Consider the following 14,487-nt stretch of genomic DNA (forward strand, 5'->3'; position numbering starts at 1 on the left):
GCTCCGGACCCCGTTTTGGAGCCCGGTGCCTTTGATCAATAGGATCCGCCGATGATCAGAACACATCGGCCGGCGGCAGGAGTCTGCGCTCTGCTCGCCGCCCTGGCGGCCGGGATCGCGTTCCCCGGCCAAGCGGTCGCCGACGAGACCACAGAGGCCGCCCCCAAGGTGGAACTCGTGCTGGACGTCAGCGGCTCCATGCGGACGGCGGACATCGACGGCGGGACGCGGATGGCCGCGGCCAAGCAGGCGTTCAACGAGGTGCTGGACGCGACTCCCGAGGGGGTCCAGCTCGGCATCCGCACGCTGGGCGCCGACTACCGCGGCAACGACCGCAAGGAGGGCTGCAAGGACACCGCGCAGCTGTACCCGGTCGGCACGCTGGACCGCACCGAGGCGAAGACCGCCGTCGCCACGCTCTCGCCGACCGGCTGGACCCCGATCGGCCCCGCGCTGCTCAAGGCGGCCGACGATCTCCAGGGCGGTGACGGGACCCGCCGTATCGTCCTGATCAGCGACGGCGAGGACACCTGCCAGCCGCTGGACCCGTGCGAGGTGGCCCGCGAGATCGCCGCCAAGGGCGTCGGGCTGACCATCGACACGCTCGGCCTGGTGCCGGACGCGAAGACCCGCGACCAGCTCAGCTGCATCGCGGACGCGACCGGCGGCACGTACACCTCCGTCCAGCACAAGGAGGAACTGACCGACCGGGTAGGCCAGTTGGTGGACCGCGCGGCGGACCCCGTGGTCACGCCGGTGGCGACCGAGGGGACGGACCAGTGCTCGTCCGCGCCCGCGCTGAAGTCGGGGCTGTACACCGACCGTGAGGAGTTCGGGCAGCAGCGCTGGTACAAGGTCGACGTCAACCCCGGCCAGGAGCTGCGCGCTTCGGTGAGCGTCGCGGCCGACCGGGCCGTCAACGCCGACTACGGGGTGCTGCTGCGCGCGGTGACCGTGCACGGGCGGGAGATCGTGCGCGGCGAGGCGTCGGGCCTGGGCCGTACGGACGTCATCTCGACCGGGCTGCGGTACCCGAAGGCCGAGAGCGACGACGATGACACCACCCCGGAGACCGTCTGCCTCCAGGTGACCAACTCCTTCTCGGCCGCGTCCGGGGTGAAGACCAGCCCCGGTCTCCCGGTCGAGCTGACGGTCGACGTGGTGGACGGGCCGTCGAAGGCGAGCGACGTCGCCTCCTTCGGTCTCGGCCGCGGCTGGTGGCTGCTCGGCGCCCTGGTGCTGACCGGCTTCCTCGCGGGTCTGGTGTGGGGCTGGGTGTCGCGCTGGCGGGTCGCGGTCTGGAGGACCAACTGATGTCGATCACACGTGTGTTGAGCGCCGCCCTGCTGGCGGTGGGCCTGGCGGCGGGTCCGGCGGCCGCCGACGACGCCTCGCCCTCGCCGAGCGCCTCGGACGACAGCGCGGCGCCCACCCAGGCGGGCACGTCCTTCCGTACGGCGACGGAGATCGACCAGGGGCAGCAGGCGACGGCCAGCGGGTCCACCGGCGACTACCTGTACTGGTCGTTCCCGGCCGACGCCGGGCAGCGTCCGGACGTCAAGGCGACGGTGAAGCTGCCCGACTCGCACGCGGGGCAGACCTGGCAGCTCGACGTGTACGACGGACTGCGGCGCCGGCAGGCCTGCCAGTACGGCGCGCAGACCCGCACGGCCGCGCAGGGCGCCGCCTCGGTGGAGCTGGCGTGCGTGATGCGGACGGTGCGGGCCTGGTCGGAGCCGTGGGCCGACGACCCGCTGCCCGGCACGTACTACATCCGGCTGACGGTGGTGAACCTGACCTCGGCGGACCTCGGCCAGCCGGTGAGCGCCGAGGTGAAGGTCGACTCCAAGGACATCGGCGGCTCGGCTGCGGTGGACGGTTCGCTGGCCAAGCCGCTGGTGCCGGGGATCGCGGTCAAGTCCGAGTCGGACGGGGTCAGTTCCTCGTCGACGAAGTCGGCGGTGCTGTCCTCCATCGAGCCCGACGACGGCTGGTCCTCCGGCTGGTGGACCGACCGCTGGGTGTGGACCGGGATCGGCGGCGTGCTGGCCGCGCTGGCGGGCATCGGCGGGTATGCGCTGACGCGGGGGTCGGGGCGGCCGCGGGGGGTTTGACCGCGGTTCTTGCCCACCCGCCCACCCGACTCGGTCACTTGAGAAGTCCAGGTCCGGGGTGCCGGCTCGCTGCCACACCCCGGGCCCGGCCGACTCGGCCGACTCGGTCGCTCGGTTGGCGCGGTCGGCTCGACCCGCTCGGTTGGCTCGGTCGGCGCGGCCCGCACGGTTGGCGCGGCCCGCTCGGCCCGCTCGGTCGGCTCGGTCGGCTCGGTCGGCGCGGCCCGCTCGGTCGGCTCGGCCCGCTCGGTTGGCTCGGCCCGCTCGGTTGGCTCGGTCGGCGCGGCCCGCTCGGTCGGCTCGGCCCGCTCGGCCCGCTCGGTCGGCTCGGTCGGCGCGGCCCGCTCGGTCGGCGCGGCCCGCTCGGTCGGCTCGGTCGGCTCGGTTGGTGAGGGAGTCGGAGTCCGGGGACTCCCCGTTGTCAGGCTTCCCGCAGCTCCTTGGCCAGGGCGCTGTCGCCCGTCACCGTCACCCGTCCGGCCCGTACCGCCTCCGGCAGCTTCAACTCCCCCCGGGCCAGGGCCGTGCCCGTGCCGGTGTCGAGTACGAGCCGAGCGTCGGGTTCGGCCGGGGCGGGGCCGTCGCCGTAGACCGGGCCGTCCTCAGCGCCGACGTGGAGGTGGAAGTCCCCCTCCCCCAGCCGGACTTCGACGAGCCCCTCGCCCTGCAGGGCCCGCAGCAGCGGCAGCGCGAACCAGTGGGCGCGTACCGCGTCGGTGGGCCGGCGCTCGCCCAGGTCGGGCTCTCCCCACTTGCCCAGCGCCTGCAGCACCGGCAGCAACTCCCGCCCGCGCCCGGTGAGTTCGTAGACGTACGCCGCGCCCGGCGGGGGCAGCCGCCGCCTGGTGGTGAGCCCGTCCCGCTCCATGTCCTTCAGCCGGGACGCGAGGACGTCCGTGCTGACCCCGGGCAGATCCGCGTGCAGGTCGGTGTAGCGGCGGGGACCGGCGAGCAGCTCCCGGACGATCAGCAGGGTCCAGCGGTCGCCGACGACGTCGAGGGCGCGGGCTGCGGAACAGTACTGGTCGTAGCTTCGGCGAGGTGACATGCGACGCAGTCTAGACAAGATGTTGGACTTTCCAAGCTCCTACTTGGTAAAACCAAGCAACACGAGTTTCCGGAGGGGCGCAATGGAGTTCCGGCAGTCCAACAAGCTCAGCGAGGTCTGTTACGAGATCCGCGGACCGGTGATCGAGCACGCCAACGCGCTGGAGGAGGCGGGCCACAGCGTGCTGCGCCTGAACACCGGCAACCCCGCGGTGTTCGGCTTCGAGGCGCCGGAGGAGATCCTCCAGGACATGATCCGGATGCTCCCGCAGGCACACGGCTACACCGACTCGCGCGGCATCCTCTCCGCCCGCCGGGCCGTCGCCCAGCGCTACCAGAGCCTGGGCCTGGAGGTCGGCGTCGACGACGTCTTCCTCGGCAACGGCGTCTCGGAGCTGGTCTCCATGGCCGTACAGGCGCTGGTCGAGGACGGCGACGAGATCCTGATCCCCGCCCCGGACTTCCCGCTGTGGACGGCGGTGACCACCCTCGCCGGCGGCAAGGCGGTGCACTACCTCTGCGACGAACAGGCCGACTGGTACCCGGATCTGGCCGACATGGAGTCGAAGATCACGGACCGCACCAAGGCCGTCGTCATCATCAACCCGAACAACCCGACCGGCGCGGTGTACCCCAAGGAGATCCTGGAGGGCATCCTCGACCTGGCCCGCCGGCACGGCCTGATGGTCTTCGCGGACGAGATCTACGACCAGATCCTGTACGACGACGCCGTCCACCACTCCACCGCGGCCCTCGCCCCCGACCTGGTCGTCCTCACCTTCTGCGGCCTGTCCAAGACGTACCGGGTGGCCGGCTTCCGCTCGGGCTGGCTGGTCGTCACCGGCCCGAAGCAGCACGCCAAGGACTACCTGGAGGGCCTCACCATGCTGGCCTCCATGCGGCTGTGCGCCAACGCCCCCGCCCAGTACGCCATCCAGGCCGCGCTCGGCGGCCGCCAGTCCATCCGCGAACTCGTCACCCCCGGCGGCAGGCTGTACGAGCAGCGCAACGTGGCCTGGGAGAAGCTCAACGAGATCCCCGGCGTCTCGTGCGTCAAGCCGAAGGGCGCCCTCTACGCCTTCGCGCGCATCGACCCCAAGGTCCACCCGATCCACGACGACGAGAGGTTCGTCCTGGACCTGCTGCTCCAGGAGAAGATCCAGGTCGTCCAGGGCACCGGCTTCAACTGGCCCGCCCCCGACCACTTCCGCATCCTCACCCTCCCCCATGCGGAGACCCTGGAGACGGCGATCGGCCGGATCGGGCGGTTCCTGAGCGGCTATCGGCAGTAATGGACCGCGGGGCTGTCCGGGTATGTCGTCCCCATGACCCAGCGGCCACTGCTCCTCCTCGACGTCGACGGCCCCCTGAATCCCTTCCGGGCCCGGTTCCTGCGGCACCGCGGGTACGTGACCCGCAGGCTGCACCCCGCCAACTGGGCGGACCGCCAGCGGCCCGGCTCCCGCAGGCTGCGCCGGGGGCTGCGGGTGCGGCTGCATCCGGGGCACGGGGCCCGGCTGCTCGCACTGCCGTACGAACTGGCCTGGGCCACCACCTGGATGCACCAGGCCAACGAGATGATCGGACCGGTCATCGGGCTGCCCGAGCTGCCCGTCATCGAGTGGCCGGAGCTGTTCGCGAAGGATCCGGACGGCCTGTACTGGAAGACGCGGACCGTCGTGGCGTGGGCGGCCGGGCGGCCGTTCGTGTGGGTGGACGACATGGTCACCGAACTCGACATCCGCCATGTCGCCGAGCACCACGAAGGCCCCGCACTGCTCCTTCCGGTGGATCCGCGGCACGGCCTGCGGGCGCGTGAGTTCGCCGAACTGGAACGCTGGGCTCATAGCCTCTGACGTATGGCTGATGTCTTTCTCGTCCGGCACGGTGAGACCGAGTGGTCGCGGTCCGGACGGCATACCGGGTGGACCGACGTGCCGCTCACCGAGCACGGCAGGGACGAGGCGCGGCGGCTGGTGCCGTTGATCCGCTCGCACCGCATCGGTGCCGCCTTCGTCAGCCCGCTCCAGCGGGCCCGCGAGACCGCCGAGCTGATCGGGGTCCCCGACGCCCGCGTCGACGCCGACCTGCGGGAGTGGGACTACGGCGGCTACGAGGGTGTGACCACCATGGAGATCCAGCGCACCCGGCCCGGCTGGTTCCTGTTCACGGACGGAGTGGCGCCCGGCCCGCCGGAGCATCCCGGGGAGAGCCCGGAGCAGGTCGGGGAGCGGGCCGACCGGATGCTGTCCAAGGTCGAGGCGGCCCTCGCCAACACGGAGGGGGTCGTGCTGCTGGTGGCCCACGGGCACTTCCTGCGCGTCCTGACCGCCCGCCGCCTCGGCCTGCCCCCGTCCGCCGGGGCCCTCTTCCAGCTGGCGACCGGGACACTGTGCCGGCTGGGCACGGAGCACGAACGGCCGGTGATCGCGGGCTGGAACATCCGGCCCAGCGGGTAGCGGGACCGCGTTGTCAGTCCCCGGTCGTAGTCTTCGAACAGGCCGCCCATCAGGCGGTTGCGGACCGCCGACCACCGGGGAGGAGCACCGTGACCCGACCGCCCACCGCCGCGCAGCGACGGGTCATCGACGCCGCCGACCCGGTCACCGGACGGCTGCGGGGTACGGAGGCGCAGCTGGCGGCGCTGGTGAAGCGCGGGCTCGCCTTCCGGCACCCGCGCCCGCCGCACGACCACTTCCTCACCCCGGCCGGGCATCGGACACGGGAGGCTCCGGAGCCCCTGACCGCGACGGAACCCAGGGCCGCGACGGAACCCGAGCCGACGGGGGGCTTCGCCGCGCGGGTCGGCGGGGAGGACACGGCCGACACCGGGCCCGCCCGCGCCCGCGAGGTCCACAGCGCCTGGCAGGGACTGCTCGAACTGCGCCGGATGACCAACCCCGACGGCGCCACGGACCGGCCGTGCGGCTGGGAGCGTGCGCATCTGGTGCGGGCCGCCGCACTCGCCCTGGAGGCGGCCGGGCATCCGCCCGAGGGGCCGGACACCCCCGGGTACCGGGTGCGGGCCACCCCGCAGCCGGAGGCGGTCGCGGTGTACGCGCCGGCGGGCGAACCCCTGCGGGCATGCGCGGCCACCCTGGAGCGGGCGGGCTGGCAGACCGGCGAGTACACGGAACCCCGGAGCCGAACGCGCTATCTGCTGGCATCGCCACGCCGGGCGTGACGCTCGTGTCAGGATGCCGACAAGGGATCAGTGCGTCGTACACGAGACATCGTGCACGAACGTCGTACACGAGAAGGGGAAGTCGTGAGCGAACCGTATTCCGTCCGCGTCACGGTCCGTGGCTACGAGACCGATGTGCAGGGCCATGTGAACCAGGCGGTGTACATCAACTACGCCGAGCACGCCCGCTGGTCGCTGCTCCAGGCGGCCGGGGTCACGCAGGCCGAGCTGATCGGGCGGGGCGTGGGCCCGGTGGGACTGGAGACGACCATCCGTTACAAACGGGAGCTGCTCGCCGGTGACGAGGTCGATGTGACCTGCGCGTTCGAGTGGAGCGGCGGCAAGACGTTCCGGGTGGTGCAGAAGATAACCAAGGCGGACGGCACGCTGGCCGCCGAGGTCGACGCGGTAGGCGGGCTGCTGGACCTGAAGGCCCGGAAGCTGGTCGCCGACCCTCGTGAGATCTTCAAGGAACTCACCTCGGACCCGGAGCTGTTCGGGCTCTGAGAGCCGGCGGGCCCGTCGGTTCCGATCCGTCTACGCGTCGAGCAGTTCGGGCTGGTGCTCGGCGTCGTAGGCCGCCCGTGCCTGCGCGATGTACCCGCGGTTGCGCTCGGCCCAGTCGGTCAGCCGCAGCAGCGTCTCGTGCAACTCCAGCGCCACCGGGGTGAGTCCGTACTCCACCCGTGGCGGCACGGTCGCGTACACGGTGCGGGTCACCAGTCCGTCGCGCTCCAGGTTGCGCAGGGTGAGGGTCAGCATCCGGCGGCTGATGCCCTCGATGCTGCGCTCCAGCTCGGTGAAGCGGATGGGCCCGTGCGAGGCCGCGACCAGGATCTGGACGCTCCACTTGCCGGCCACCCTGTCAAGAACCTCACGGACCGGGCAGGCGTGCGCGTTCACGACCTGAGCGGTTACATCGGTGTTCCTCTGGGACATCCGACTGCCTCCTTACGCCGACTCCCATGGTCACTCACGATGTCCTCCGTTACAAGTCGTGCACCTAGGGACCGGAACCCGGTTCCGCCGGAGAATACGGAGGCCACAGCGCCATGACGGCTCTCACCACGTCACCGACGCGCACACGGCATCGAACGTACCCTCGCCGGGCATCTCTCGCCATTCTGTGCGCGGGTGCCCTCATGACGATTCTGGACGGCACCATCGTGACCGTCGCGCTGCCCGCGATCCAGACCGACCTGGGCTTCTCCGGGGCGGGGCTCGCCTGGGTGGTGAACGCGTATCTGATCCCGTTCGGCGGACTGCTTCTCCTGGTCGGCCGAATGGGTGATCTGCTGGGCCGCAAGCGGATGTTCACGGCCGGGCTCGCCGTGTTCACCGCGGCCTCCGTGCTGTGCGGGGTGGCCACGAGCCAGGGGCTGCTGATCGCGGCGCGGGCCGTGCAGGGCGTCGGCGGGGCGATGGCCTCGGCGGTCGTGCTCGGCATGCTGGTCGCCCTCTTCCCGGAGCCGCGTGAACAGGCCCGTGCCATCGCGGTGTTCAGCGCGGTCGGGTCGCTGGGCGCCACGCTGGGCACGTTCCTCGGCGGGGCGCTGACCCAGGCCCTGAGCTGGCACTGGATCTTCCTGATCAATCTGCCGATCGGCGTCGTCGCCTGGGTGGCGGCGGTCCGGGTGCTGTCCCCGGAGCGCGGCGCCGGGCTCCGCGACGGCGCCGACTACCCGGGCGCGGCGCTGGTCACCGGTGCGCTGATGCTCACCGTGTACGTCGTCGTGGGCTCCGCCGACCGCGGCACGGCCACGACCCTGCTGCTGACGGCGCTCACCCTCGTCCTGTTCACGGCGTTCGCCGTCCGCCAGACGCGCGCCCGACGCCCGCTGCTGCGGCCCAGGCTGTTCCGCTCCCGGTCGCTGACCGGCGCGAACGCCGTGCAGATCCTGATGATCGCGACGATGTACGGCTTCCAGTTCATCGGCGCGCTCTACCTCCAACGGGTCCTGGGATTCGGGGAGTTGGCCACCGGCCTGGCCTTCCTCCCGGCGCCGGTGGCGCTCGGGGTGCTGATGACGACCCTCTCCGCGCGGGCGATCGGCCACTTCGGGGCGTACCGGGTGCTGCTCGCCGGGCTGGTGCTGATCAGCGGCGGCATGGCGCTGCTGAGCCGGGCCCCCGCCGACGGCTCGTACGCCGCCGATGTGCTGCCGCCCATGCTGCTGATGGCGGCCGGGTTCGCGGCCGCCATGCCCCCGCTGACCGGTCTCGCCATGTCCGGCGCCGCCGAGGAGGACGCCGGTCTGGCCTCGGGGCTGTTCAACACCACGCAGGTGGTGGGTGGTTCGCTGGGGCTTGCGGTGCTGAGCACGCTGGCTGCGAGCCGCACCGGCGGACTGCTGGACCGGGGCGCGGAGCTGGTCCCGGCCACGGCGGAGGGTTACCGGCTGGCGTTCCGGGTGGCGACCGGGATCGCGGTGGCGGCCCTGGTGCTGGCGGGGGCGGTACTGCGGCCGCGGAGCCGGTGAGACAGGGCCTCAGCTCACCTCGAAGAGGCCCTTGTTGTCCGCGGCCCAGGTCCGGAAGGTCCGGGCCGGCCGGCCCAGTACCTCGGCCACGTCCTCGGTGAGCACCGCGTTGCCACCGGCGCGGACGAACGCCAGGCCGGTCAGGGCGCCCTCCGCCCGGGTCTCGTCCATGCCCCAGGCCGTACGCAGGAATGCGCGGGTCTCGTCCGGGGACAGGTCCCGGGTCGGGACCGGGCGGCCCAGGACCTCGGCGAGCACGGCGGCCTGGCCGGGGACGGTGATCGCCTCGGGACCGGTCAGGGTGTACGTCCGCCCCGCGTGCCCGGCGTCCAGCAGGGACCGCACCGCCACCTCGGCGATGTCGCGCGGGTCGATCACGCCCGACGCGCCGTCCCCGGTCATGTTGGGCACCGGCTCGCCCGCGCGCAGGGCCTGGAGCCAGGTCAGCGTGTTGGAGGCGAACGACGACGGCCGCAGCACGGTCCAGGCGAGCCCGCTGTCCCGCACGGCCCGCTCGCCGGCCACGTGCCACGACCCGGAGGGACCGGAGGCCGGGTCACCGGTGGCGATGGCGGAGAGCTTCACCAGCCGGTCGGCGCCGGCGGCCCGCGCCGCGGCGACCAGGGCCGCGTCCTGCCCCTCGTCGGGGCCGGGCGGCCGCAGCAGGAACACGGCCGTCGCCCCGGCCGACGCGGCGTCCAGGGAGGCCGGGTCGCCGTAGTCCCCGCGCACCACCTCCACCCCGGCGGGCAGTTGCGCCTTCGCCGGGTCGCGGGTGAGGGCGCGTACCTTCGCACCGCGCCCGGCCAGTTGTCGTACGACGTCACGTCCGATGGTGCCCGTGGCACCCGTCACCAGAATCATGTGGTCCACGGTGGGCCCGCCGGGGCGCCCGGCTCTTGGAAATTCCGGCACGGCCGGTCCGACCGGGCGGCGACGCCGGGCCGTTACGGTGAAAGGGTGCCGATGACGATCGCCGAGCCGCTTCCGACCACGCCCGAGGCGCTGCGCCCGTGGGTCGCGGAGGTGCGGACCATGTCCTTCACCGACCCGCCGGAGGGGACGTTCGTCCAGTTGCCGGACGCGGGGACCAAGGTGGTGCTGCGGGTGACCGGGGACGGGCGGCGTGACGTGCTGGCCGTCGGGCCGCGGGTGCGGGCGGCCTACCACGAGGGGAAGGCCCACATCGCGTGTGCGGAGCTGCGCCTCGCGCCGGGTACCGCCCGGGCTCTGCTGGGTGTGCCGGCCGCCGGGCTGGTCGGCCGGGTGGTGCCGCTGGACGCCCTGCCGGGCGGGGTGGCCCGCCGGTTCGCGCGTGAGGTGCGGTGGCTGGATCCGCGGGAGGCGCTGCCCCGCATCGCCGAGGTGCTGCCCGGGCTGCTGGCGGAGCAGGCGGACCCGGCCCGGACGGCACTGCTGCGGGCGGGCGTGGCCGCGCTGTCGGTGCGGATGGACCGGGCACCCGCACAGGTGCGGGACGTGGCCCGGGAACTGGCGGTCAGCGAACGCCAGTTGCGGAACCTGTTCACGGACGGCGTCGGGGTCTCCCCGAAGCACTACGCCCGTATCGACCGGGTCCGCACGGTCGCCGCCCGGGCGGGCAGCGCCGGCTGGTCCGAACTGGCGGCCGCGACCGGCTACTTCGACCAGTCGCACATGACGACCGACTTCCGTGCCCTGATGGGCGTCCCGCCGCGCTCCTACTTCAGGGGCCGGCTGCCCGCCACGACCCCCTGCCAGTCGATCCGGCAGCCCTGACCCCGGACGCGCGGTCACGGTCCCAGGTGCCGGGCGTGACCCCCCGTTCCCGCAGTACCGCCTTGCGCACCTTGCCGGTCTCGGTGAGCGGCAGTTCCGCGACCGTCTCGATGTAGCGGGGAACGGCGAAGGCGGGCAGTTCGCGGGCGCAGTGCCGGGCCAGGTCGGCCGGGTCCGGCGCGCAGCCGGGCCGCAGGACCACGGCGACCATCACCTCGTCCTCGGCCAGTTCGGAGGCGACCGGGAAGGCGGCGGCCGTGACGACCGCGGGGTGGGTGCGGACGGCCGCCTCCACCTCGTACGAGGAGATGTTCTCGCCGCGGCGCCGGATGACGTCCTTGATGCGGTCGACGAACCGGAACCAGCCGTCGGGCTCGCGGACCACGCGGTCGCCGGTCCGGCGCCAGGAGTCCGGGGCCGGTTCGGGTTCGCCCAGGTAGCCGGTGGCGAAGGCGAAGGGGCGGTGGCTGCGGACGAGGAGTTCGCCCGGGGTGCCGTCCGGTACGGGGCCGAGATCCCCGTCGACCACGCGGGCGTCGAAACCGGGCCGGACGGTGCCCATGTACCCGGGCCGGTGGCGCTCGGGGGTGGAGCCGATGACGAGGTTGGTCTCCGTGGAGCCGAACCCGTCGACGAGCGTGACGCCGAACCGCTCGCGGAAGGGCTCCCACAGCGGGCCGGGGGTGGCCGGGGAGAGGCCGCGCCACACCCGATGCGCCCGGTCGTCCGGGCCGGGCGGCCCGGCGAGCAGCATGGGGACCATCGCGCCGAGCAGATGGACGGTGGTGGCACCGGCGTCTGCCGCCTGCCGCCAGAACCGCGAGGCGGAGAAACGCTCGCCGACCACGACGCACGCGCCCACCGTCATCGCCTGGGCCAGGGTGTTCAGGGCGTTGGTGTGGAAGAGCGGGAGGCAGGTGAACAGCACGTCGTCGGAGGTGAGGCGCAGGGCGTCCGAGACCGTACGACCCCACCACACGAACTGGGCCTGGGGGCAGCGGACTCCGCGTGCCGGACCGGTCGTGCCGGAGGTGAAGAGGACGGCGGCGGTGTCCTGCGGCCGGACGGGGGACGGCGGCAGCGGCGTGGCACCGCCAGGGCGCGGCGGCGGCCCAGCGGCTTCGCCAGGGCGCGGCGGCGGCCCAGCGGCTTCGCCAGGGCGCGGCGGCGGCCCAGCGGCTTCGCCAGGGCGCGGCGGCGGCCCGGCGGCTTCGCCGGGGTGCGGGGTCGCCGTGTCCCCCGCCACCCACACCGTGCCGGGGTACCCGGCCTCGGCCGCCCGCCCCGCCGGCTCGGGCTCGGCGTACAGGAACCGGGGCCGTGCCTCCTGCAGGGCGTGCTCCAGCGACCGGCCGCGCAGTGCGGTGTTCAGCGGTACCGCGACCGCGCCCAGCCAGGCGCAGCCGAGGAACAGGTCCACGAGTTCGACCCGGTTTCCCAGCAGCGCCGCCACCCGGTCGCCCGGTCCGCAGCCCTGGGCCGCCAGTGCCCCGGCCATCCCGGCCGCCGCCTCGCGGGTCTCGGCGTAGGTGCGTGCCGTCCGGCCGACGCGCAGGAACGGGCGGTCGCCGTAGCGCTCCGCGGCCGCCTCGACGAGTTCCGGCACGGTCGGGCCGCCGGCGTTCACCGCAGTACTCCCGCGTCGTAGAGGTACCGGAGCCGCTCCGGGGAGTATCCCGCCACCTCGCGCAGCACCTCCTCGGTGTCGGCGCCGAGCAGCGGCGCGGGGGTGCGCACCGAGCCGGGGGTGCGGGTGAGCCGGATGGGCGGGCCTTCGTGGAGGAAGGCGCCGGCGGCCGGGTGCGCCCTGCGGACGTAGAAGCCGCGCGCCCTCAACTGCGGGTCGTGTTCGACCAGTTGGCGGCCGTCCTGCACCGCCCCGGCGGGCACCCCCTGCTGTTGCAGCAACTCGGCGGCCAGGTCGGCGGGGAGGGTCCGCGTCCATGCGCCGATCGCCTCGTCCACGAGCGCGCTGTGCCGCCTGCGGTCGGCCGTCGCCGCCAGGTCGGGGCGTCCGATCACCCGGCACAGCGCCGCCCACTCCTCGTCCGAACGGACGCTGACGGCAAGCCAGTTGTCCGCGCCCAGGGACCGGTACACGCCCTGCGGACTCCACACCGGATGCGTGTTGCCGATCGGGGACCGCGCGGAGGTGACCAGGCTGGTGCCCATGTGGGCCGCGATCGCCTCCAGTTGGGAGAGGTCGATGTGCTGCCCGCGGCCGGTCCGTTCCCGGTGTTCCAGCGCGGCGACGGTGGCGAGCGCCGCCTGCAGTCCGGCCACGATGTCGCCGTGGCCGTAGATGACCCCGACCACGTCGTCGGGCCCCCAGCCGGTGAGGCCGGTGAGCCCCGAACTCGCCGAGACGGTGTCGGCGTACGACACCCAGCCCGCCCGCGGTCCGGTGTGGCCCATGCCGGACATGCTGACGTAGACGAGCCGGGGGTTGATCTCGCGGAGGGTGTCCCAGCCGAGGCCGAGCCTGGTCATGACGGTGGCGCTGAAGTTCTCGACGAGGACGTCACTGGACGCGACGAGGTCGCGCAGCACGGCCACGCCGTCGTCGGTGCGGGTGTCGAGGGCGATGCTGCGCTTGTTGCGGTTGACCTCGTTGAAGTAGCCGTTGGTGTCCGGGTCGGTGTGGGGGCCGCGGGAGAGGTGCATGAAGGGCGCGAACCGGGTGGGGTCCGGGCGGCCGGCCGACTCCACCTTGATGACGTCGGCGCCGTGGTCGGCAAGGACCTTGGTGCAGTAAGGGCCCGCCAGCACCCAGGTCAGGTCGAGGACGCGGACGCCGTCGAGGGCGGGGCGGGCGGAGTCGCCCTCCCCCACGGACACCTGGCGCCGCGCCGCGAGCAGCTTCTGGTCGGCGCCCGCCGCCGGCACGGTGAGAGCGGTGGTCCTGCGGCCCTCGGGGAACGCGAACGGGAATCCGAGGTCGGTGCGGCCGTCGACCTCGGTGAAGAAGCCGCGCGCGACGAGCTGGGGGTTGTCCGGCAGTTCGGCCGGTACGTCGACGGCGGCCCAGGGCAGCTTGCGGTCCTGGGCGCGCTCCGCGAACTCGGCCTTCGGCCAGGTGCCCGCGAAGTCCTGGACGACCTTGAAGACGTACTCCTGGTGCTTCTTGCGTTCGACCGGGTCCTGCCACCGGGGCTCGGTGAGGTCCGCCTGCGCGCCCTGCTCGCACAGCCAGTCGAGCAGCGCGTCCCACATCCGGGGGCTGCCGCCGAGCCCGCCGCCCAGATGGCCGTCGGCGGCCCGGAACAGCCCGTGCGGGACCAGGGGGTGTACGTGTCCGGGGCGCGGCGGCACCCGGTCCTCGTGCAGGTAGGCGAGGGTGCCGGCCTCCAGGGCGGCGGCGACACAGGCCTGCGCGGAGACGTCGGCGAGCTGTCCGGGGCCGCGCCGGCACGCCCGCAGGCCCAGCAGGGCGGCGATCGCCGCGTTGACGCCCGCGAGGTGTTCCGCCTGGTTCTCGGGCAGGTGCAGGGGCGGCCCGTCGGGGTCGCCGACCTGGGCGAGCATCCCGCCGAGGGCGGCCACGACGAGATCGGTGCCCTGCCAGTGGCTGCGCGGGCCGACCAGCCCGAACGGGGTCACGCGGACGTGGACCAGATGGTCGAGGCCGGTGGTGTCGGCGCCGTCGGGGGTGCCGTCGAGGAGGATGTCGGCGCCTGCGAGCAGGCGGCGCAGCTCCGGTGGTCCCGAGACGGTCACCGAGCGCTTTCCGGCGTGCCAGTGGGCGAAGCCGACCGGGTCCTCCTGCCGGTCGGGGTGGCCCTCGGGGGGTTCGGCCAGGACCACCTCGTAGCCGACACCGACCAGCAGCCGGCCGGCGAAGCGGGTGAAGGGGCTGGTCAGTTCGACGACCCGCGGGGTTGCTGCTGCGCTCACCTGTCCTCCT

14 protein-coding genes are annotated in these 14,487 nt (G+C 73.4%); 9 read left to right on the plus strand and 5 right to left on the minus strand.

Annotation, left to right across the window (positions count from 1 at the left end; genetic code table 11):
* The first annotated feature begins 51 nt into the window (after positions 1-51).
* Positions 52-1,314: a VWA domain-containing protein gene (locus SSP29_RS46800; protein ID WP_089107108.1), complete on the plus strand. Its 1,263-nt coding sequence runs from the start codon at positions 52-54 to the stop codon at positions 1,312-1,314.
* Positions 1,314-2,114 (plus strand): hypothetical protein, encoded by an 801-nt coding sequence (locus SSP29_RS46805; RefSeq protein ID WP_089107109.1) that lies wholly within the window; start codon positions 1,314-1,316, stop codon positions 2,112-2,114. The genes SSP29_RS46800 and SSP29_RS46805 overlap by 1 nt, the downstream gene beginning before the upstream one ends.
* A gap of 421 nt (positions 2,115-2,535) precedes the next feature.
* On the opposite strand, the gene SSP29_RS46810 is transcribed toward SSP29_RS46805, so the two are convergent.
* Entirely contained in the window at positions 2,536-3,162 is a 627-nt protein-coding gene (locus SSP29_RS46810) for a winged helix-turn-helix transcriptional regulator (RefSeq protein WP_089107110.1), read from the minus strand.
* Positions 3,163-3,244: 82 nt separating this feature from the next.
* Here SSP29_RS46810 and SSP29_RS46815 point away from each other — a divergent pair, with 82 nt between their 5' ends.
* The 5 genes from SSP29_RS46815 (at position 3,245) to SSP29_RS46835 (ending at position 6,852) form a co-directional block, all read left to right on the plus strand.
* Positions 3,245-4,453: a pyridoxal phosphate-dependent aminotransferase gene (locus SSP29_RS46815; RefSeq protein WP_089107111.1), complete on the plus strand. Its 1,209-nt coding sequence runs from the start codon at positions 3,245-3,247 to the stop codon at positions 4,451-4,453.
* 33 nt (positions 4,454-4,486) lie between these two features.
* Positions 4,487-5,017 (plus strand): hypothetical protein, encoded by a 531-nt coding sequence (locus tag SSP29_RS46820; RefSeq protein WP_089107112.1) that lies wholly within the window; start codon positions 4,487-4,489, stop codon positions 5,015-5,017.
* 3 nt (positions 5,018-5,020) lie between these two features.
* Positions 5,021-5,620 carry a histidine phosphatase family protein gene (locus tag SSP29_RS46825; RefSeq protein ID WP_089107113.1) on the plus strand — a complete coding sequence of 200 codons (600 nt, stop codon included), beginning with the start codon at positions 5,021-5,023 and terminating at the stop codon, positions 5,618-5,620.
* 89 nt (positions 5,621-5,709) lie between these two features.
* Complete coding sequence (locus SSP29_RS46830; RefSeq protein WP_089107114.1) at positions 5,710-6,345, plus strand: hypothetical protein; 636 nt, start codon at positions 5,710-5,712, stop codon at positions 6,343-6,345.
* An 84-nt stretch (positions 6,346-6,429) separates the two neighbouring features.
* The gene (locus SSP29_RS46835; RefSeq protein WP_089107115.1) at positions 6,430-6,852 is read left to right on the plus strand and encodes an acyl-CoA thioesterase; all 423 of its coding nucleotides are present in this window, start codon (positions 6,430-6,432) and stop codon (positions 6,850-6,852) included.
* A gap of 30 nt (positions 6,853-6,882) precedes the next feature.
* On the opposite strand, the gene SSP29_RS46840 is transcribed toward SSP29_RS46835, so the two are convergent.
* Positions 6,883-7,284: a winged helix-turn-helix transcriptional regulator gene (locus SSP29_RS46840; RefSeq protein WP_150136286.1), complete on the minus strand. Its 402-nt coding sequence runs from the start codon at positions 7,282-7,284 to the stop codon at positions 6,883-6,885.
* 113 nt (positions 7,285-7,397) lie between these two features.
* On the opposite strand from SSP29_RS46840, the gene SSP29_RS46845 reads away from it, so the two are divergent.
* Positions 7,398-8,825, plus strand: a complete 1,428-nt coding sequence (locus SSP29_RS46845; RefSeq protein ID WP_089107116.1) for an MFS transporter — start codon at positions 7,398-7,400, stop codon at positions 8,823-8,825.
* A gap of 9 nt (positions 8,826-8,834) precedes the next feature.
* On the opposite strand, the gene SSP29_RS46850 is transcribed toward SSP29_RS46845, so the two are convergent.
* Entirely contained in the window at positions 8,835-9,698 is an 864-nt protein-coding gene (locus SSP29_RS46850) for an NAD(P)H-binding protein (protein WP_089107117.1), read from the minus strand.
* Positions 9,699-9,791: 93 nt separating this feature from the next.
* On the opposite strand from SSP29_RS46850, the gene SSP29_RS46855 reads away from it, so the two are divergent.
* Positions 9,792-10,583, plus strand: a complete 792-nt coding sequence (locus SSP29_RS46855) for a helix-turn-helix domain-containing protein (protein WP_089107118.1) — start codon at positions 9,792-9,794, stop codon at positions 10,581-10,583.
* On the opposite strand, the gene SSP29_RS46860 is transcribed toward SSP29_RS46855, so the two are convergent.
* Together SSP29_RS46860 and SSP29_RS46865 are read right to left on the minus strand one after the other, a co-directional pair.
* On the minus strand, positions 10,531-12,210 hold the full coding sequence (locus SSP29_RS46860; RefSeq protein WP_089107119.1) for an AMP-binding protein: 1,680 nt from the start codon (positions 12,208-12,210) through the stop codon (positions 10,531-10,533). The two genes, SSP29_RS46855 and SSP29_RS46860, sit on opposite strands and share 53 nt — an antisense overlap.
* Entirely contained in the window at positions 12,207-14,477 is a 2,271-nt protein-coding gene (locus SSP29_RS46865) for a CaiB/BaiF CoA-transferase family protein (protein ID WP_089107120.1), read from the minus strand. The genes SSP29_RS46860 and SSP29_RS46865 overlap by 4 nt, the downstream gene beginning before the upstream one ends.
* Positions 14,478-14,487: the final 10 nt, after the last annotated feature.

Origin of the sequence: Streptomyces hyaluromycini, from assembly GCF_002217755.1 — a bacterium.
GTDB classification, from domain to species: Bacteria; Actinomycetota; Actinomycetes; order Streptomycetales; family Streptomycetaceae; genus Streptomyces; species Streptomyces hyaluromycini.

Coding starts and splice junctions, on each gene's coding strand:
- SSP29_RS46800 (WP_089107108.1), top strand. CDS start 52: ATGATCAGAACACATCGGCCGGCGGCAGGAGTCTGCGCTCTGCTCGCC.
- SSP29_RS46805 (WP_089107109.1), top strand. CDS start 1,314: ATGTCGATCACACGTGTGTTGAGCGCCGCCCTGCTGGCGGTGGGCCTG.
- SSP29_RS46810 (WP_089107110.1), bottom strand. CDS start 3,162: ATGTCACCTCGCCGAAGCTACGACCAGTACTGTTCCGCAGCCCGCGCC.
- SSP29_RS46815 (WP_089107111.1), top strand. CDS start 3,245: ATGGAGTTCCGGCAGTCCAACAAGCTCAGCGAGGTCTGTTACGAGATC.
- SSP29_RS46820 (WP_089107112.1), top strand. CDS start 4,487: ATGACCCAGCGGCCACTGCTCCTCCTCGACGTCGACGGCCCCCTGAAT.
- SSP29_RS46825 (WP_089107113.1), top strand. CDS start 5,021: ATGGCTGATGTCTTTCTCGTCCGGCACGGTGAGACCGAGTGGTCGCGG.
- SSP29_RS46840 (WP_150136286.1), bottom strand. CDS start 7,284: ATGTCCCAGAGGAACACCGATGTAACCGCTCAGGTCGTGAACGCGCAC.
- SSP29_RS46845 (WP_089107116.1), top strand. CDS start 7,398: ATGACGGCTCTCACCACGTCACCGACGCGCACACGGCATCGAACGTAC.
- SSP29_RS46855 (WP_089107118.1), top strand. CDS start 9,792: ATGACGATCGCCGAGCCGCTTCCGACCACGCCCGAGGCGCTGCGCCCG.